This window comes from Kitasatospora humi (genome assembly GCF_020907985.1).
Lineage (GTDB): Bacteria > Actinomycetota > Actinomycetes > Streptomycetales > Streptomycetaceae > Kitasatospora > Kitasatospora humi.
Map to the genome: position 1 here is coordinate 13747 of NZ_JAJJPA010000040.1, position 17712 is coordinate 31458.

The following is a 17712-nucleotide window of genomic DNA, read 5'->3' on the forward strand; positions in this document are numbered from 1 at the left end:
CGAGATATGGTTCGGCGAGCCGTCAGGAGACAGGTCGTCGGAAGAGGAGGGCGCCCATGCCATCACCGCCACCAGCACCGCCAACGCCGCCGTCACCGCCACCAGCACCGCCAACGCCGCCGTCACCGCCGTCACCGCCGTCACCCCGACACACCCGCCGCGGTCTGCTCACGCTCGGCCTGCCGGTCTACGGGGAGTTGCTCTCCGGTGTCGTCGCCGGCGTCATCGACACCGCCTGGCTGGCCCGCCTCGGCACGCCCGCCGTGGGCGCCGCCGCCGTGGCCACCACCACGGAGAACGTGCTGCTCGGCGTCATCCTGATGGCCAACGTCGGCACCACCGTGCTGCTCACCGAGGCGCAGGCGCGGGGCCGGCACGCCGAGTCACCCGTGATCGCCAGGGCGGCCGCCCTCCTCTGGCTGGTGATCACGCCGATCGTCGCGGTCGGCGGTTTTCTGCTGCGCCACCAGCTGGCCCGGCTGCTCGTCGGGGCCGACGCCGAAACCACCCGGCTCACCGTGGAGTTCTACGCCATCGCGTTCCCCGGCATCGCGGTCTTCTTCGCCCAGAACGTGGTGGACGGCATCTTCAAGGGGCTGGGTGACACCCGGACTCCGATGCGGACCGCACTGCTTGCCAACGGGTGCGTCCTGCTGCTCGATCCGCTGCTCATCTACGGTGCCCGTCTCGGGGTCCGGGGTGCCGCGTTGGCCCTGGTGCTCGGGCGGGCGATCGCGCTGGTCCGCAGCCTGACGCGGCTGCCGCCACGACCCAGGCCAAGGCTCAAGCCCGACCGCAAGGCCACCCCCAAGCCCAAGCCCAGCCAAAGCGCCTGCCCATCACCGGAGTTGGCCCCGACACTGCGCCGGCTGCTGGCGGTCGGGCTGCCGGCCTCGGGGGACTTCGTGGTGCGGATGGGGATCGCCATGAGCCTGGTCGGCATCGTCGCCCGGTTCGGCGAGGACCAGTTGGCCGCCTACGGGATCGCGACCAAGGCGATCCTCGTCATCACCATGGCGTGTTACGCCGTTCGCCAGGCGGCCGCCATCCTCACCGCCCGCCACCCTGGTGCGGCAGGGGAGCTGATCGTGCGTCAGGCGGTCCTGGTGGCGGTGGCCGTGGCCGCCGTCGGTGGGCTGGCGCTCGCCCTGGGCGGGCCTTGGGTGCTGGCCGGATTCACCGACGCACCGGGCGTGTTGAGCGCCGGCGTGGTGCTGCTGCGCTTCCTGGTGCCGTACCTGGTGCTGTTGGCCGGGGTGGTGGCACTCGGCGGAGTGTTCCTCGGCAGCGGGCGCAGTCGAGCGGTGTTCGGGGTGACGGTGACCGGCGCCGTACTCCAACTACCGCTCGCCTACGCGCTTGGCTCGGTGCCCGCCCTCGGGGTCCGGGGCATCTGGCTGTCGATGAGCCTGGGCACCGGCGCACAGTTGCTGCTGCTGTACGGCGTGCACAGGCGCACCGGGCCGCGGGGGCTTCCCGGATCGCCCGTACCGCACGGGGATTCCGAACCGCACGGGGATTCCGAACCGCACGGGAGGTCCGGGCCCCGCGGGCCTTTCCGACCGCTCGGGGCGTTCCGCCGGTCAGGCCGCTTCGGGCAGGTCCGCGCCGGCGGCCTCGGGCTGCCCGAGGAGCGCGCGCAGCACGGCGGTCCGGCGCTCGTCGGCCGTCTCGGCCAGCAGCGCCGAGAGGACGGCGATCCGGGCCTGGCCGGCGCGCAGCGTCCCGGTGGGGACGGCGCCCGCGGCCACCAGGTCGACCGCGCCGCCGTGGGTGTAGATCTCGGTGACGGCACCTGCTGAGACCCGGGTGGTCAGCGCGACCTGCACTCCCTGGGCCCGGGCGGCGGCCACCGCGTCCACGAACTCCGGGGTGGCGTTGCCCGCACCGGTGGCGACCAGCACCACGCCCTGCGCACCGGCGTCGATCGCGGCGTTGAACAGCACCGGATCGCCGTCGCTGTGGTGCACCACCACGTCGACCCGGGGCGGGACGGCCGGCTGGACGGGCAGCGGGAGCGGGGCCGGACGCTCGGGGGTCCGCACCACGCAGACGCGGCCGAAGCCGACGTCCCCGACCCGGCTGCCGGACGGGTCGGCGAAGGCGTCGGCGGCCACGGTCTGGGTCTTCACGGTGCCGCGTGCCGCGTGCACCTTGCCGTCGAAGACGATCAGCACTCCGAGATCACGCACGGTGGCGGCGGTGACCAGCGCGTCGTGCAGGTTGCTCGGGCCGTCGCCGTCGGCCGCGTCCATCGGCAGCTGGGCGCCGGTGAAGACGACCGGGCGCGGGTCGTGGTGGTGGAGGTCGACCAGGAAGGCGGTCTCCTCCAGGGTGTCGGTGCCGTGGGTGACCACGATGCCGTCCACCGTCGGGTCGGCGAGCACCCGGTGCACGGTCTCCAGCAGGGTGAGCTGGTGGACGGTGGTGAGGCGCGGGCTGTTCACGCTGAACAGGTCCACGACCTCGACCTCGATGCCGGTGGGGACGGCGGCGGTGGCCATCACCTCGTCGCCGCGGGCATCGGCGGCGAAGCCGGTTCCCTGCCAGCGGCTGGCGATGGTGCCGCCGGTGCTGATGACGACGATCCGGCCCATTGCTCGTCACCCCATTCGAAGGTCGTACGTGTGGACGATCGCAATGGTAGGGAACTGGGCGCGCAAAGTGATCGCTAGTTTCAGCGCCGACCGGTCGGAACGGGGTGGAAACCAGCGCCGAAAGGGCATTCGACGCTGGTTTCTTGCGGAGCAGATTCGACCGGTGCGCTTCAGAGCCGGGTGAGCTGCTGCAACCGGGCCTCCGACTCCTCGTCGATGGGGGTGTAGACGGTCACCCGGGCGCCCTGGCGCGGGCCCAGCCACATGGAGGTGTAGTTCATCCGCAGCGAGCCCACCACCGGGTGCACGAACCCCTTGATGCCATCCGCCACCTGGGCCGCGACGTCATGGCGCGCCCAGGCCTCCTCGAACTCCGGTGACGCCTGGCGCAGCCGGCACAGCAGCGCCTTCCAGGCCGGATCGCCCACGTGCTCGGCCAGCCCCGTGCGCAGCCGGGCGACCACGGTCCGACTGGCGCTCTCCGGGTCCAGGTAGCGGGTGCGGTACTCGGGGCTGGTGAAGAGCAGCCAGATCAGGTTGCGCTGCTCGAACGGCAGGTCGTCCAGCTCGCCCAGCAGCTTCACATACGTGTCGTTGTACGCCAGGACGTCATAACGAGCGTTCAGCACGGCGGCCGGCAGCGGGGAGAGCTGGTCGAGCACCCGCTGCACGGCGGGGGTGACCATCGGGCAGTCCTCGCTCGGCATCGGGTCGGCCGCGCCGGCCAGCGTGTAGAGGTGGGCCCGCTCATTGGGGTCCAGCAGCAGCGCCCGGGAGACGGCGGCCAGCACCTGGCCCGACACTTGGATGTCCCGGCCCTGCTCCAGCCAGGTGTACCAGGTGACCCCCACCGAGGCGAGCTGCGCCACCTCCTCCCGGCGCAGCCCCGGCGTACGCCGGCGACCGGTGGACGGCAGGCCGACCTGTTCCGGGGTGATGCGCTCCCGGCGGCTGCGCAGGAACGCGGCGAGCTCCTGACGGCGCAGTTCGGGGGTGGCGGTGGGGACGGGCGACGCGGGACCCCCGGTCGGCAGGGAACTCCCGGTCGGCGCGGACGGCGCGGGCGCGGCCGCCGACGGCGCGGGTACGGCCGCCGACGGCGCGGGAACGGCCGCCGACGGCGCGGACCGCGCGGAGACGTACGCGGACGGCGCGGGCACCTTGACGGGCGGTCGACTGGCGGTATCCGCAGGGGTGTTGACGATGGACATGCCCCTAGGATGCGCCCCTGGTGCACCGAACGCGACCCTGGTGCCGGGTAGTTCTGGTACCAGGATAACGAGACTCTGGTACCAGGCTATTGCGAGCAGGATCGTAGTCGTCGTGACCAAGCAACTGGAACGTCCGCAAGTCCGCGCCGACCGCCTCGCGCTCCCGACCGTCCCCGCCTCCGGCGAGCACCGCTCGCTCTCGGCCGTCGGCCTGTTCACCGTCCTGCTCGGTGCCTTCCTGCCGATGCTCGACTTCTTCATCGTCAACGTCGCACTGCCGACCATCGATCACGACCTGGCCGCCGGCCCGGCCGTGCTGGAACTGGTCGCCGCCGGGTACGGCATCGCCTTCGCCGTGCTGCTGGTGCTCGGCGGGCGACTCGGCGACAGCCTCGGCCGCCGCAAGCTGTTCATGGCGGGTGCGGTCCTGTTCGCCCTCACCTCACTGGCCTGCGGCCTGGCCCCCACCGCCTGGACCCTGGTCGGCGCCCGGGTCGCCCAGGGCGCCGCGGCCGCGCTGCTGATCCCGCAGGTGCTCGCCACCATCACCGCCTCCACCAGCGGCCCGCACCGGGCCCGGGCGCTCAGCGTCTACGGTGCGGCCGGCGGCATCGCCGTGGTGATCGGCCAGGTGCTCGGCGGCATGCTGGTGCAGGCTGACCTGTTCGGCAGCAGCTGGCGCGCCGTCTTCCTGCTCAACGTGCCGTTCGCGCTGGCCGCCGCCCTGCTGGCGCTGCGCGCGGTGCCCGAGAGCCGCTCCGACACGCCGAGCCGCGTCGACCTGCCCGGCACCCTGCTGCTCTGCGCCGCGCTGCTCAGCCTGTTCGTGCCGCTGATGGAGGGCCGCGCGGTCGGCTGGCCGCTGTGGACCTGGCTCTCGCTGGGCCTCTTCCCGTTCATCGCTTGGGCGTTCATCGCCGTCGAGCGCCGCTCCGAGGCCGCCGGCCGGACGCCGCTGGTGCCGCTGTCGCTCCTTCGGATCCCCGAGATGCGCCGCGGACTCGGCATCGCGCTCCTCTACTTCGGCAACTTCGGCGCCTTCATGTTCATCCTGGCGATCACCCTGCAGCAGGGCCTGCACCTGAGCCCCGTCGACTCCGGCTGGGCCCTGGTCCCGCTCGCCGTCGGCTACTTCAGCACCTCCCTGGCAGGCCCGCGCCTGATCGGCCGCTTCGGCAGCCGGGTGATCACGGCCGGTTCGCTGATCATGCCGACCGGTCTGGTCGTGCTGATGGTGACGGTCCTGACCGACTTCGAGCACCTGGGCGTCTTCTCCCTGCTGCCCGCGATGTTCCTGATCGGCAGCGGCAACGGCCTGGTCGGCACCCCGTTGTTCCGGGTCGTGCTCTCCACCGTCCCGCTGGAGCGCGCCGGCGTCGGCAGCGGCGTGCTGGCCACCGCGCAGCAGTCCAGCCTGGCCCTGGGTGTGGCCACCCTGGGCACCCTGTTCCTCGCCCTGCTGCCCACCGTGGGCATGGCGCACGCGCTGGTCACGGTGCTGGTGATCGAGCTGGCCGGCGCCGCCGTGGTCGCCTACCTCTCGACCCGGCTCCCGCGGTCCATGGGGTGACCCCCGGGCGGCAGTCGGGCGTCGGTTGCGGAAGGGCGGCTGGTGGGTCACCAGCCGCCCTTCGGCGTGCCGCGGGTCCGGTCAGCGCGCCCCGCACCACTCCTCGATGAGCTCCACCCCCCACGCGGGGGTCGCGGTGGCCTCCGCCGGCTGCCCACCACATCGACCCCGGGTTCGGCGCGGATGGCCTCCGCCGGCCAGGGGGACGTGAAATAGGGGGAGGTGAAATGCCCTCGCCCTTGTCGCACCCAACTGCGACGATCACCCCATGAACCAGCCAGCCCAGCCGGCCCACCCCTCCCAGTCCCGCTCGGTCGCCGACCTCCTGTCCCGCACCACCACCGGTGTGCGGCCCAAGTACCTGTTCTTCTGGGGGCATCGGCCTCAGCGCGACGGCAGCATCGGGCCCGGGGCGCTGAGTCAGTGGTGGCCGTCGGCGTTCGAGATCGACGGGGTGCGGTACGCCACCGCCGAGCACTGGATGATGGCGAGCAAGGCGCGGCTGTTCGGCGACGAGGCGCTGGTACCGCGGATCCTGGCGGCACGGACGCCCGCCGAGGCGAAGAAGCTGGGGCGGCAGGTGCGGGGATTCACCGAGGAACGGTGGGCCGAGGCACGGTTCGAGCTGGTGACGGCGGGCAATGTGGCCAAGTTCGGGCAGGATCCGGCGCTGCGCGAGTACCTGCTCACCACCGGCGGCCGGGTGCTGGTGGAGGCCAGTCCAGTGGACCGGGTGTGGGGCATCGGGTTGGCCGCCGACGACGAGCGGGCTGCGGATCCGGCGCGCTGGCTCGGGCTCAACCTCCTCGGGTTCGCGCTGATGGAGGCGCGCAAGCGGCTGGCGTGAGACGCACGAAGGAGCGGGCCCCTTCCGCGTGGAAGGGGCCCGCTCCTTTCGTACGACGGTGCGTCAGCAGCCGATCAGGCGCGCCGCGAGGTACGACTTGACCTGGTCCAGCGAGACGCGCTCCTGGGCCATGGTGTCGCGCTCGCGGATGGTGACCGCGTTGTCGTCCAGGGTGTCGAAGTCGACGGTGACGCAGAACGGGGTGCCGATCTCGTCCTGGCGGCGGTAGCGCTTGCCGATCGCGCCGGCGTCGTCGAACTCGACGTTCCAGGCCTTGCGCAGGTCGTCGGCCAGGCCGCGGGCCTTCGGCGAGAGGTCGGCGTTGCGGGACAGCGGCAGCACCGCCACCTTGACCGGGGCCAGGCGCGGGTCGAGCCGCATGCCGACGCGCTTCTCCATGACGCCCTTGGCGTTGGGCGCCTCGTCCTCGAAGTAGGCGTCGAGCAGGAAGGCCAGCATGGCGCGGTTGAGGCCGGCTGCCGGCTCGATGACGTACGGGAAGTACCGCTCGCCGGACTCCTGGTCGAAGTACTTGAGGTCCACGCCGGAGTGCTCGCTGTGCACGCCCAGGTCGTAGTCGGTGCGGTTGGCGACGCCCTCCAGCTCGGAGAACTCGCTACCACCGAAGTTGAAGCGGTACTCGATGTCCACCGTGCGCTTGGCGTAGTGGGAGAGCTTCTCCTTCGGGTGCTCGTAGAACCGCATGTTCTCCTCGCGCAGGCCGAGGTCGCGGTACCAGTTGTAGCGCTGGTCGAGCCAGTACTCGTGCCACTTCTCGTCCTCGCCCGGCTTGACGAAGAACTCCATCTCCATCTGCTCGAACTCGCGGGTGCGGAAGATGAAGTTGCCCGGCGTGATCTCGTTGCGGAAGCTCTTGCCGACCTGGGCGATGCCGAACGGCGGCTTCTTGCGCGAGGTGGTCTGGACGGCCTTGAAGTTGGTGAAGATGCCCTGCGCGGTCTCCGGGCGCAGGTAGGCCAGGCCGGCGCTGTCCTCGACCGGGCCGAGCTGGGTCTTCAGCATGCCCGAGAACTCCTTGGGCTCCGTGAAGGCGCCCTTGGTGCCGCAGTTGGGGCAGTTGATGTCGGCCAGGCCGTTGGCGGGCAGCTTGCCGTGCTTGGCCTCGTAGGCCTCCTCCAGGTGGTCCGCACGGAACCGCTTGTGGCAGGAGGTGCACTCGGTCAGCGGGTCGGTGAAGGTCTGGACGTGACCCGAGGCCTCCCAGACCTCGCGGGCCAGGATCACCGACGAGTCGAGTCCGACCACGTCCTCGCGAGCCTGCACCATCGCACGCCACCACTGGCGCTTGATGTTCTCCTTGAGCTCGACGCCCAGCGGTCCGTAGTCCCAGGCGGCCTTGGTACCGCCGTAGATCTCGCTGCAGGGGTAGACGAAGCCACGGCGCTTGCTCAGGCTGACGATCGTGTCGATCTTGTCGGCGGCCACAGTGCTCTCTTCAATACGTCGCCGCGCTCCCGCGCGACGGCCCGGTCAAGGCGCGGCTGGTTGCGCGCACCCGAATACCTCAGGTTACCGGGCACGCGGCCGGGCGGCTCAAATCGATTACCGGCGCGCGCGGGCTCGCGTGGACTCCCGGGAGTGGCCGGCGAGCGCTCGGGGTGCCCCCGCCCGTCCCGGGGCCTCCGTCCACCCCCCTCCGGCGAGTTGACAATCATTTCCAGTTAATATGAGAATGATTGTCATGATGTCCCGTCGCCGCACACGCACCGCCCCGATCGCCCTGACCGCGCTCGTCGTTGCCGGTGCGCTGGCGCTCTCCGCCTGCGGCGGCAGTGCCGGCGCCCGGACCGCCGACGGCAAGGTGAACGTCGTCGCGGCGTTCTACCCGCTGCAGTACCTGGCGGAGCGGATCGGCGGCGACCACGTCAAGGTCACCGACCTCACCGCCCCCGGCACCGAGCCGCACGACCTGGAGCTGACCGCCAAGCAGGTCGGCGCCGTGCAGGACGCCGGCGCCGTGCTCTACCTCAAGGGCCTGCAACCCACCGTGGACAAGGCCGTCGCGGAGTCCAAGAGCAAGCACATCGTGGACGCCGCCGCACTCTCCCCGCTGGTCGACCACAACCTGGACGAGGGCACCGACGGCGGCAGCCGGGCCAAGGGCAACACCGGCGACCCGCACATCTGGCTCGACCCGACCCGCTACGCCACCGTCGCCAAGGGCGTCGGCGCGGAGCTGGCCAAGGCCGACCCGGCGAACGCCGCCGAGTACCGGAAGAACACCGACGCCCTGGTCACCGAGCTCGGCGCCCTGGACCAGGGCTACCAGACCGGCCTCAAGAGCTGCACCCGCAAGTCCTTCGTGACCAGCCACGCCGCCTTCGGCTACCTCGCCGACCACTACGGCCTGCAGCAGATCGCGATCAACGGGGTCGACCCGGAGTCCGAGCCCACCCCGGCCCGGCTCGCCCAGATCCAGCGGACGGCCAAGGACAGCGGCGTGACCACCGTCTTCTTCGAAGCCCTGGTCAGCCCGAAGCTGGCCGACAGCGTCGCCAAGGACCTCAACCTGAAGACGGCCGTGCTCGACCCCATCGAGGGCGTCAGGACCGGCTCCTCGGACACCTACCTCACGATCATGCAGCAGAACCTGAGCAACCTGCGGGACGCTCTCGGCTGCGCGAGCTGACGGGAACCCACCATGGACTCCGCGCCCCACGACTCGATACCGGCCGCCGTCCGACTCCGCTCCGCCCAGGCCGCCCAGGGCGGCCGCCCGGTGCTGCGCGGCATCGACCTGACCGTCGCCCCCGGCGAGGTGGTGGCACTGCTCGGCGCCAACGGCTCCGGCAAGTCCACCACCGTGAAGACGGTGATCGGCAGCGTGCCGCTGACCGGCGGTGAACGCGAGCTGTTCGGCGTGCCCGGCGGCAGGTTCCGCGAGTGGCACCGGATCGGCTACGTGCCGCAGCGCACCACCGCGGCCGGCGGGGTCCCCGCGACCGTGCGCGAGGTGGTCGCCACCGGGCGGCTGGCCCAGCACCGGCTGCTGCCGTTCCGCCGCAGGGACCGGAACGCGGTGGACGCCGCACTGGCCGCCGTCGGCATGCTGGAGCGCGCCGGCGACGGGGTCGCCGACCTCTCCGGCGGCCAGCAGCAGCGGGTGCTGATCGCCCGTGCGCTGGTCGGCTCCCCGGAACTGCTGATCATGGACGAGCCGATGGCCGGGGTGGACCTGGCCAGCCAGCAGGTGCTCGCCGACACCCTGCGCGAGCAGGTCGAGCGCGGCGCCGCGGTGCTGCTGGTGCTGCACGAGCTCGGGCCGCTGGAACCGCTGATCGACCGCGCCGTGCTGCTGCGCGACGGCCTGGTGGTGCAGGACGGCCCGCCGGCCCGCACCGGTCACGGGCACGACGACGACCACCACCAGGACCACCACCACACCGAGATCCGTCAGGGGCTGCTGACATGAGCGACCTGCTCTCCTACGACTTCATGCAGCGGGCGCTGCTCGCCGCCCTGCTGGTCGGCATCACCGCCCCCGCCGTCGGCATCTACCTGGTGCAGCGGCGCCAGGCACTGATGGGCGACGGCATCGGGCACGTCGCGCTCACCGGTGTCGGCCTCGGGCTGGTGTTCCAGACCAGCCCGGTCTGGATGGCCGTGCTGGTCTGCGTGCTGGCCGCGGTGATCATGGAGCTGGTCCGCTCGCGCGGCAACCAGCGCGGCGACATCGCCCTGGCGATGCTCTTCTACGGCGGCATGGCCTGCGGCCGGCTGCTGATCAGCAAGTCACCGGCCGCCAGCGGCACCGGCGGCAGCCTGGACAGCTACCTCTGGGGATCGATCCTGGCCGTGGACGCCGGCGACCTGGTCACCATCGCGGTGCTCGGCGCGGTGGTCATCGCGGTCACGCTCGGCCTGCGGCGCCAGCTCTTCGCGGTCTGCCAGGACGAGGAGTTCGCCAAGGTCACCGGGGTGCCGGTGCGGCTGCTCAACCTGCTGCTCGCGGTGATGGCCGCGGTCACCGTGACGGTGGCGATGCGGGTGGTCGGGCTGCTGCTGGTGAGCGCGCTGATGGTGGTGCCGGTGGCGGCGGCCCAGCTGCTCACCCGCTCGTTCCGGGCCACCCAGGCGCTGTCCATCACCATCGGGGTGCTGGTCTCGCTCGGTGGCGTGGTGACCTCCTATCAGGCTGACGTGCCGCCAGGGTCGGCGATCGTGCTGCTCGCCATCGCCGTCTTCGCGGTGTTCAGCGCGCTGGCCGCGCCGCTGGCCCGTCGACGGCACCGGCGGCGCGGACTGCCGCAGCAACGGGAGCCGGAGGCCGCCTCGCGGCAACGGACCGCGGGCGCGGGGCTGGCACAATGAAGTGTGACCCGCCCCGAAGCCCAGGAGGAGCACCGGTGACCACCGCAGGCCCGTCGCCACGCGCCCGTTCCACTCGTCAGCGCGCCGCGGTCTCCGCCGCGCTGGACGAGCTCGAGGACTTCCGCAGCGCGCAGGAACTGCACGACCTGCTCAAGCACCGGGGCGACTCGGTGGGCCTGACCACCGTCTACCGCACCCTGCAGTCGCTCGCCGACGCCGGTGAGGTCGACGTGCTGCGCACGGCCGACGGCGAGGCGGTCTACCGCCGGTGCAGCAGCGGTCACCACCACCACCTGGTCTGCCGCCACTGCGGCAGCACCGTCGAGGTTGAGGGCCCGGCCGTGGAGCGCTGGGCCACCTCCGTCGCCGCGGAGCACGGCTTCAGCGACATCGCGCACACCCTGGAGATCTTCGGCACCTGCGCCGACTGCGCGGCCAAGCAGCGGGCCCAGGGCTAGGGCGGCCGGCGCTACACCGGGCGCTGCCACTGCCGGACGGCGGGCGGGAAGGCCGCGACGATCACCGCCAGCCGCTCGGCCATGGTGATCAAGTACTCGTAGGTGCGGCGCTTGTCCGTCCAGCCGATCAGGTGCCGGCCCGCCAGCCGCCAGCCGCAGTCGGCCTCCAGCGTCAGCCGCAGCACCTCGTCGGTGAGCAGCGCCGCGCCGAACTCCGGGTCGGCGCTGGCCCTGCTGACCCCGGCGTGCCCGCCCCCGTTGGGCAACGGGTCGACAGGACCGGCGCCGCGGGAGTACGGGTCCCGCTTGTGGATGCTCCACGTACCCGCCAACCGGCGGGGGGTCACCGCCGTGTCGGGCAGCGAGAACGGCAGCTCCAGCACCGCCGCCGAGAAGTCGTAGAGGGTGCCACCGCGGTTCGCCCCGGCCGGCGGCACGACCATGTGCATCAGAGCCACCGGATACCCGGCGGCCGTCCCGCACAGCAGATCGAGCACATGACTGCGCCCGCTCTCCAACGTGAACGGGTAGCCGTGTCGGTCGAACCGGGTCCACGCGGCATCCGGGCGCCGGTGGTACTCCCAGGCCGGATCCTCGCGGAACCGCTTGATGCTCTTGCGGACTTCGAACACTACTGACGCTCCTTGGGGCGGCGGGGTCGCCGGTCGTGCGCGGCCCCGCCCGAGCCTAGGTCACTTGTGGTAGGCGCCCTTGGGGTCGACCAGCGGCGATCCCTTGTCGAACGGCACCTGCGGTGCGGGTTCACCGGTGTCGTCGTTCTCGGTGGCACCGGCCAGGCCGTAGGCGCCCGCGTTGGTCAGGGCGTCGCCCAGGATCGGGTCGCCGGCGTCCCGGTGTTTGCCGGAGCCGCTGTAGATCTTCCGGCCGTTGTGCACCGCGGCGCCGCCCGCCGCACCGCCGAGTCCCGAGAAAGCCACGTCCTCCCAGAAGCTGCTGACGCTGCCGGGGTCCTCGGCCGCGTTCACGCCGTCCGCCGCCGCGGTGCCTGCCGCGCTGGTGACGGAGTTGTTGACCATCCCACCGAGCAGGCCGTCACCCTTGAGCATCCCGTCGATCACGTCCTTGCCGGCCCACTGGGTCGCGTGTGCCCCGGAGCTGGTGAGCGCCTGGGCGACCTTCGGCGCGGCCGCCGAGCCCAGATCCGACAGGCCCGTCCCCACGAGCGCCGACACCCCCGCGTTCTGGATGTCGGTGCCCCAGGTGATCTGCTGGCCGGCCAGCGCCTGGCCGAGGACGTTGCCGCCCAGATTGGCACCGAAGTTGCCGGCGAACTTGATGCCGAACTTGAGGAGTTTGCTGTCCTCCATCGCCTTCTTGATGCCCTCCAGGACCTCGGTGATGTCCTTCAGGATCGAGGCCAGCCGGGCCACCGCCGCGCTCGCCTCGCCCGCCTCGACGGAGGCCGAGGCCGCGGCGGCCGCGTCGGAGAAGCCGGCGGTGACGATGGACAGGCCGATGCCGATCGCGGCGGTCGCCGCGATCTCCGCGACGATCTCCCGGATCTGGTTGTTGACCTCCTCGATCGAGTCGGCGGCCTTCTCCAACTGCTGCGCGACCGTCTCGAAGTTGGGCAGGGCCGCGTCGATCTGGCCCCGGGTGTCCTGCCAGTGCTGGTGGAAGGCGGTGGCCGCGGCGCCGGTCCAGGCGTCGCCGAGGCCGCTGACCTCCTTGTCCAGGCCGTCCCTGGTGCCCTTGAGGTCGCCGGCCATGCCGCGCCAGGCGTGGGCGCAGTTGCGCAGCACGGACGGGTCGCCGCCGGGGCTGAAGATGTCGAAGCTCTTCTCGATCTTCGGTGGCGGCGGTGTCTGGGTCTGGGTCTGGCCGCTGTCCGGGTTCTGGGCCATGGTCAGACCGCCAGGTTCTGGGCGTTGTCGTGGTCGGCGTCCTTGTAGGCCTTCACCGTGGCCGCCAACCCGGCCGAATAGCCCTGCAGTTGGGTCTGCAGCTGACGCAGGCTGGTGACCGTGGCCTGGGTCATCTGCACGTACTTCCCCAGTGCCTCGGTGGACTCGGCAAGCACCCCGAAGGCGTCGTTGACGTTCTCCGCGTCGGTCGCGAAGGTGGTCAACTGCCCGTCCATGGTCTTGGCGCTGCTGCTGAAGTCGGCGCTCACCGCGGTGACCTTGGCCGGCTCTATGTGGAAGTGGTCGGCAACCATGTTCCGCTCCCCCGTTGTTGCGTACGGTTATTGCGGAAGACCGTACTCCAGGCTGCCGACGGAAAGACAACTCGGCCCGGAACCAAGACAGTTCCGGGCCGAGTGTGAAGAAAGCGTCAGCGCTGTGCGGGGAGTTCGGCGGGAGCGGTGACCTCGTTGGGGAGGGCGCCGCCGAAGCGCCGGTCGCGCATCGCGTACTGCTCGCAGGCGCGCCAGAGGTCGCGGCGGTCGAAGTCGGGCCAGAGCACGTCCTGGAACACGAATTCGGCGTAGGCGGACTGCCAGAGCCAGAAGTTGGAGGTGCGCTGCTCGCCGCTGGGGCGCAGGAACAGGTCCACGTCCGGCATGTCCGGGTGGTACATGTACTTGCCGAGGGTCTTCTCGTTGACCTTCTTCGGGTCGAGCTTGCCGGCCGCCACGTCGGCGGCGATCGCGGCGGCGGCGTCGGCCACCTCGGCGCGTCCGCCGTAGTTGACGCACATGTAGAGGGTGACCACGTCGTTGCCCTTGGTCTGCTCCTCGGCCACCTTGAGCTCCTGGACCACGCTCTTCCAGAGCTTGGGCATCCGGCCGGCCCAGCGGATCCGCACGCCCATGGCGTCCAGCTCGTCGCGGCGGCGGCGGATCACGTCCCGGTTGAAGTTCATCAGGAACTTCACCTCGTCGGGGGAGCGCTTCCAGTTCTCGGTGGAGAAGGCGTAGAGCGAGATGTTCTCGACGCCCAGCTCGATGGCGCCCTTCATGACGTCGAGCACCACGCTCTCGCCGACCTTGTGGCCCTCGGTGCGGGGCAGGCCGCGCTCCTTGGCCCAGCGGCCGTTGCCGTCCATCACGATGGCGACGTGCTTGGGGACGAGCTCCCCGGGGATCTTCGGCGGCTGTGCACCGCTCGGGTGCGGGTCCGGGGCGCGGTGTTCGCGCTGCTTGTTGGCGCCGAAGAGCCGTCGCGCTGCCATGCTCACTTCTCCACGTATCTCATCGAGCGGATGCCCCGCTCCAGGTGCCACTGGAGGTAGGCGGCGACCAAGCCGCTTCCTTCCCGCCAGTACCGGGGCTCGCAGGCGTCCGCGGTCTGCCAGTCTCCGGACAGCAGGGCGCCGAGCAGAACCAGTGTCTCAGGGGAGGGTACGGCACATCCCGGCACCCGGCAGTCCGCGCACAGCACGCCGCCGGCCTGCAGCGAGAAGAACCGGTTCGGTCCTTCGAGACCGCACTTGGCGCAGTCGTCGAAGCTGGCGCCGTAGCCGTTGACCGCGAGCGACCGCAGCAGGAAGGCGTCCAGCACCAGGTGCGACTCATGGGTGCCGGCGGCCAGCGTGCGCAGGGCGCCGACCAGCAGCAGGTACTGCTGGACGGCGGGCTCGCCCTCGTTCTCGGCGAAACGTTCCGCCGTCTCCAGCATGGCGGTGCCCGCGGTGTAGCGGCCGTAGTCGCCGACGATGCCGCCGCCGTACGGCGCGATGGTCTCCACCTGGGTGCAGAGCGGCAGCGAGCGGCCGACCAGTTCGCTGCCCCGGCTGAAGAACTGCACGTCCACGTGGGAGAACGGCTCCAGCCGGGCCCCGAACTTGGACTTGGTCTTGCGGACACCGCGGGCCACCGCGCGGACCTTGCCGTGCTGGCGGGTCAGCAGCGTGATGATCCGGTCGGCCTCGCCGAGCTTCTGGGCGCGGAGCACGACGCCGTCGTCGCGGATCAGACTCATGCGCCCATTCTCCCCCACCGCGCGCGGCTCCCGGGCGCGCGGCGGGGGCGTGAGCCGCCCGCCCACGACCCGGCCCCAGGTCAGTGCGGGGTGCTGGTGGCCGCCTCCAGCAGCCGGGTGACGACGTCCTCGGGGAGCCGCAGGCAGCTGCCCACGGCGGCCAGCACGGCCCGCTCGGCGGGCTGGTAGCGGCCGTCGGCCAGCGCGATCCAGGCTCCCTGCAGCACCAGCCGCTCACGGCCCTGCTGGGCCAGGTGCGGGGCGAGCGCCTCCAGGGCGACTCGCAGTTCGACCTCCAGCCCGCTGCCCGGCCCGGTCCCGGACACCGCCGAGAAGCCCGGCTCCCCGTACCCGGAGAGCGCCGCCAGCGCGGCCAGCACCTGGGCCTCGCCGCAGTCCTCGAAGCCCGCCAGCCGGACCAGTTCGCAGGCCTCGGTGCGGGCCGCCGCCGAGCCGGCCCCGCCGGCGGCCAGCACGGCCAGCGCGATGGTGTACTGGGCGTCCCTGAGCATCCCGCCCAGTCGCCCGGAGGTGGGCTGCTCCAGGCTCTCCAGCCCGTACCTGCCTTGGCAGTTGACGCACTGCACGGCGGTCAGCACGCCGCCCAGCGGCAGCACCGGGAGCTCCAGCAGCCGCAGCCAACGCCGACCGTGCTGCCGACGGTAGTTGCGGTCGCCACCGCAGCCCGGGCAGAAGAATTCACCGAGCACATCCGTGCGCCACTTCGGGCGAACACCCCACAACCGTGTCACGGCGCCAACTCCCCAGACTTGGCAGGCGGCCTGCACGACGACGGGCAGGTCTCGCGACCGGCTCCGGGCCCGTCCCACCGACCCCCGTTTCCGGTCCACCGATGGTGCCACGGTTGCCTGCGGGTGTCAGCACCCCCAACGGGCGCCGAAGCAAAAAAGTGTGGCCCAGGACACACTTCCTGGGCCACACCTGGACCTTGCTGGGCCCCGGCTGGGAGAGCCGGCCGCGGGTTACCGGCGCGAGGTGCGGTTGACGGCGCTGACGATGGCCTTCAGCGACGCGCGCACGGTGTTGCCGTCGATGCCCACGCCCCACAGCACCCGCCCGTCCACCGCGCACTCCACGTACGCGGCGGCCTGGGCGTCACCGCCCTCGCTCAGCGCGTGCTCGGCGTAGTCCAGCACGCGCACGTCCACGCCGATCCCGGCCAGCGCGTCGGTGAAGGCGGAGACCGGACCGTTGCCGGAACCGGTCAGCTCGGCCTGGGCGCCGTCCACCAGCACCGCCACGGTCAGCGCGTCGCGCCCGTCGTCGGTGGTCAGCGCCTGCTGCTCGCGCAGGGTGATCCGGCCCCACGGGTTCTCCGGGGTGGGCAGGTACTCGTCCTGGAAGACCGCCCAGATGTCCGCCGGGGTGACCTCGCCGCCCTCGGCGTCGGTCTTGGCCTGGATGATCTTCGAGAACTCGATCTGCATCCGGCGCGGCAGGTCCAGCTTGTGGTCGTTCTTCAGGACGTAGGCGATACCGCCCTTGCCGGACTGCGAGTTGACCCGGATGACCGCCTCGTAGCTGCGGCCCACGTCCTTGGGGTCGATCGGCAGGTACGGCACGCCCCAGGTGTACTGGTCGACCGGCACGCCGGCCGCCGCCGCGTCCGCCTCCAGGGCGTCGAAGCCCTTCTTGATGGCGTCCTGGTGCGAGCCGGAGAACGAGGTGTAGACCAGGTCACCGGCGTAGGGGTGGCGCTCCGGGACGTTCATCTGGTTGCAGTACTCGTAGGTGCGCCGGACCTCGTCGATGTTCGAGAAGTCGATCATCGGGTCGACGCCCTGCGAGAACAGGTTCATCCCGACGTTCACCAGGTCCAGGTTGCCGGTCCGCTCGCCCTGCCCGAACAGGCAGCCCTCGACCCGGTCGGCCCCGGCCATCACGGCCAGCTCGGCGGAGGCCACGCCGGTGCCGCGGTCGTTGTGCGGGTGGGTGGAGAGCGCGATGAACTGACGGCGGGTCAGGTTGCGGGACATCCACTCGATCATGTCCGCGTACACGTTCGGCGTGCAACGCTCCACCGTGGTCGGCAGGTTGAGGATGATCTCGCGGTCCTCGGCGGGCTGCCAGACGTCCATCACCGCCTCGCAGACCTCCAGCGCGAAGTCCAGCTCGGTGTCGATGAAGATCTCCGGCGAGTACTGGTAGCCGAAGACGGTCTCCTCGCCCAGCAGCTTCTCGGCGTACTCCATCACCAGCCGGGTGCCGTCCACGGCGATCGCCTTGACGTCCTCCCGGCTGCCCTTGAAGACCACCCGGCGGAAGATCGGCGAAGTCGCGTTGTACAGGTGGACGGTGGCGCGCGGGGCGCCGACCAGCGACTCCACGGTGCGCTCGATCAGGTCCTCGCGGGCCTGGGTCAGCACCGAGACCGTGACGTCCTCGGGGATCGCGTCCTGCTCGATCAGCGACCGGACGAACTCGAAGTCGGTGGCCCCGGAGGCCGGGAAGCCGACCTCGATCTCCTTGTAGCCCATCGACACCAGCAGGTCGAACATCTTGCGCTTGCGGGCCGGCGACATCGGGTCGATCAGCGCCTGGTTGCCGTCCCGCAGGTCGGTGGAGAGCCAGCGCGGCGCCTTGGTGATCACCTGGTTGGGCCAGCCGCGGTCCGGCAGGTCGACGGTGCCGAACGGCAGGTAGCGCTGGAAGGGCATCCCGGAGGGCCGCTGGCGCACGGAGGCCGCGGTGATCGGGGTCGGGCGTTCGACGAAGGCACGGGCCGCAGTGGACTGCTCGGTCATGGAGGGACTCTCGGCTTCTCTTCGGATGGTGGCTGGTCGGGGACACCT

The 17712-nt window shown here is 71.4% G+C and carries 16 protein-coding genes and 1 pseudogene; 7 read left to right on the forward strand and 10 right to left on the reverse strand.

The genetic code is table 11. The features are described 5' to 3' along the window. Positions 1 to 56: 56 nt before the first annotated feature. Positions 57 to 1343: pseudogene (locus tag LN042_RS28005) on the forward strand (MATE family efflux transporter); the annotation flags it as partial. Positions 1344 to 1583: 240 nt separating this feature from the next. Here the strand turns inward: LN042_RS28005 and LN042_RS28010 are convergent. Continuing rightward, on the reverse strand, positions 1584 to 2597 hold the full coding sequence (locus LN042_RS28010) for an asparaginase (RefSeq protein WP_230054182.1): 1014 nt from the start codon (positions 2595 to 2597) through the stop codon (positions 1584 to 1586). 170 nt (positions 2598 to 2767) lie between these two features. Next, positions 2768 to 3808 (reverse strand): helix-turn-helix transcriptional regulator, encoded by a 1041-nt coding sequence (locus tag LN042_RS28015; protein ID WP_230054183.1) that lies wholly within the window; start codon positions 3806 to 3808, stop codon positions 2768 to 2770. Positions 3809 to 4052: 244 nt separating this feature from the next. Here LN042_RS28015 and LN042_RS28020 point away from each other — a divergent pair, with 244 nt between their 5' ends. Together LN042_RS28020 and ybiA are read left to right on the forward strand one after the other, a co-directional pair. Then, positions 4053 to 5378, forward strand: a complete 1326-nt coding sequence (locus LN042_RS28020; RefSeq protein ID WP_230054225.1) for an MFS transporter — start codon at positions 4053 to 4055, stop codon at positions 5376 to 5378. Positions 5379 to 5646: 268 nt separating this feature from the next. Continuing rightward, positions 5647 to 6225: a riboflavin biosynthesis intermediates N-glycosidase gene (gene ybiA, locus LN042_RS28025; RefSeq protein WP_230054184.1), complete on the forward strand. Its 579-nt coding sequence runs from the start codon at positions 5647 to 5649 to the stop codon at positions 6223 to 6225. A 63-nt stretch (positions 6226 to 6288) separates the two neighbouring features. Here the strand turns inward: ybiA and LN042_RS28030 are convergent, their stop codons facing one another. Next, a complete protein-coding gene (locus LN042_RS28030) occupies positions 6289 to 7671 on the reverse strand; it encodes a glycine--tRNA ligase (RefSeq protein WP_230054185.1) in 1383 nt (460 codons plus the stop codon). Between the two features lie 259 nt (positions 7672 to 7930). Between LN042_RS28030 and LN042_RS28035 the strand changes: the two genes are divergently transcribed. From LN042_RS28035 to LN042_RS28050, 4 genes are read left to right on the forward strand one after another with little or no spacing between them, the layout of a single operon-like run. Further along, positions 7931 to 8875 (forward strand): metal ABC transporter substrate-binding protein, encoded by a 945-nt coding sequence (locus LN042_RS28035; protein WP_230054226.1) that lies wholly within the window; start codon positions 7931 to 7933, stop codon positions 8873 to 8875. Between the two features lie 12 nt (positions 8876 to 8887). After that, the gene (locus LN042_RS28040) at positions 8888 to 9658 is read left to right on the forward strand and encodes a metal ABC transporter ATP-binding protein (RefSeq protein WP_230054186.1); all 771 of its coding nucleotides are present in this window, start codon (positions 8888 to 8890) and stop codon (positions 9656 to 9658) included. Further along, the gene (locus tag LN042_RS28045) at positions 9655 to 10557 is read left to right on the forward strand and encodes a metal ABC transporter permease (RefSeq protein ID WP_230054187.1); all 903 of its coding nucleotides are present in this window, start codon (positions 9655 to 9657) and stop codon (positions 10555 to 10557) included. Before LN042_RS28040 ends, LN042_RS28045 begins: the two co-directional genes overlap by 4 nt. 35 nt (positions 10558 to 10592) lie before the next feature. Then, positions 10593 to 11015 carry a Fur family transcriptional regulator gene (locus tag LN042_RS28050; RefSeq protein ID WP_230054188.1) on the forward strand — a complete coding sequence of 141 codons (423 nt, stop codon included), beginning with the start codon at positions 10593 to 10595 and terminating at the stop codon, positions 11013 to 11015. 11 nt (positions 11016 to 11026) lie between these two features. On the opposite strand, the gene LN042_RS28055 is transcribed toward LN042_RS28050, so the two are convergent. The 7 genes from LN042_RS28055 to leuA form a co-directional block, all read right to left on the reverse strand. Beyond that, the gene (locus LN042_RS28055; protein ID WP_230054189.1) at positions 11027 to 11647 is read right to left on the reverse strand and encodes a hypothetical protein; all 621 of its coding nucleotides are present in this window, start codon (positions 11645 to 11647) and stop codon (positions 11027 to 11029) included. A 60-nt stretch (positions 11648 to 11707) separates the two neighbouring features. Beyond that, positions 11708 to 12880: a WXG100 family type VII secretion target gene (locus LN042_RS28060; protein ID WP_230054190.1), complete on the reverse strand. Its 1173-nt coding sequence runs from the start codon at positions 12878 to 12880 to the stop codon at positions 11708 to 11710. A gap of 2 nt (positions 12881 to 12882) precedes the next feature. Continuing rightward, entirely contained in the window at positions 12883 to 13194 is a 312-nt protein-coding gene (locus tag LN042_RS28065; protein ID WP_230054191.1) for a type VII secretion target, read from the reverse strand. A 116-nt stretch (positions 13195 to 13310) separates the two neighbouring features. After that, positions 13311 to 14150 (reverse strand): isoprenyl transferase, encoded by an 840-nt coding sequence (locus LN042_RS28070; RefSeq protein WP_230054192.1) that lies wholly within the window; start codon positions 14148 to 14150, stop codon positions 13311 to 13313. 2 nt (positions 14151 to 14152) lie between these two features. Then, positions 14153 to 14899 (reverse strand): DNA repair protein RecO, encoded by a 747-nt coding sequence (gene recO, locus LN042_RS28075; RefSeq protein ID WP_230054193.1) that lies wholly within the window; start codon positions 14897 to 14899, stop codon positions 14153 to 14155. Positions 14900 to 14979: 80 nt separating this feature from the next. Further along, entirely contained in the window at positions 14980 to 15651 is a 672-nt protein-coding gene (locus LN042_RS28080; protein WP_230054194.1) for a TerB family tellurite resistance protein, read from the reverse strand. A 231-nt stretch (positions 15652 to 15882) separates the two neighbouring features. Then, a complete protein-coding gene (gene leuA / locus LN042_RS28085; RefSeq protein ID WP_230054195.1) occupies positions 15883 to 17664 on the reverse strand; it encodes a 2-isopropylmalate synthase in 1782 nt (593 codons plus the stop codon). Positions 17665 to 17712 lie beyond the last annotated feature (48 nt).

Excerpts from the sequence above, each read along its gene's own strand:
- LN042_RS28010 (WP_230054182.1), bottom strand. The coding sequence starts at position 2,597 with ATGGGCCGGATCGTCGTCATCAGCACCGGCGGCACCATCGCCAGCCGC.
- LN042_RS28015 (WP_230054183.1), bottom strand. The coding sequence starts at position 3,808 with ATGTCCATCGTCAACACCCCTGCGGATACCGCCAGTCGACCGCCCGTC.
- LN042_RS28020 (WP_230054225.1), top strand. The coding sequence starts at position 4,053 with ATGCTCGACTTCTTCATCGTCAACGTCGCACTGCCGACCATCGATCAC.
- ybiA (WP_230054184.1), top strand. The coding sequence starts at position 5,647 with ATGAACCAGCCAGCCCAGCCGGCCCACCCCTCCCAGTCCCGCTCGGTC.
- LN042_RS28035 (WP_230054226.1), top strand. The coding sequence starts at position 7,931 with ATGTCCCGTCGCCGCACACGCACCGCCCCGATCGCCCTGACCGCGCTC.
- LN042_RS28040 (WP_230054186.1), top strand. The coding sequence starts at position 8,888 with ATGGACTCCGCGCCCCACGACTCGATACCGGCCGCCGTCCGACTCCGC.
- LN042_RS28045 (WP_230054187.1), top strand. The coding sequence starts at position 9,655 with ATGAGCGACCTGCTCTCCTACGACTTCATGCAGCGGGCGCTGCTCGCC.
- LN042_RS28060 (WP_230054190.1), bottom strand. The coding sequence starts at position 12,880 with ATGGCCCAGAACCCGGACAGCGGCCAGACCCAGACCCAGACACCGCCG.
- LN042_RS28065 (WP_230054191.1), bottom strand. The coding sequence starts at position 13,194 with ATGGTTGCCGACCACTTCCACATAGAGCCGGCCAAGGTCACCGCGGTG.
- LN042_RS28070 (WP_230054192.1), bottom strand. The coding sequence starts at position 14,150 with ATGGCAGCGCGACGGCTCTTCGGCGCCAACAAGCAGCGCGAACACCGC.
- recO (WP_230054193.1), bottom strand. The coding sequence starts at position 14,899 with ATGAGTCTGATCCGCGACGACGGCGTCGTGCTCCGCGCCCAGAAGCTC.
- leuA (WP_230054195.1), bottom strand. The coding sequence starts at position 17,664 with ATGACCGAGCAGTCCACTGCGGCCCGTGCCTTCGTCGAACGCCCGACC.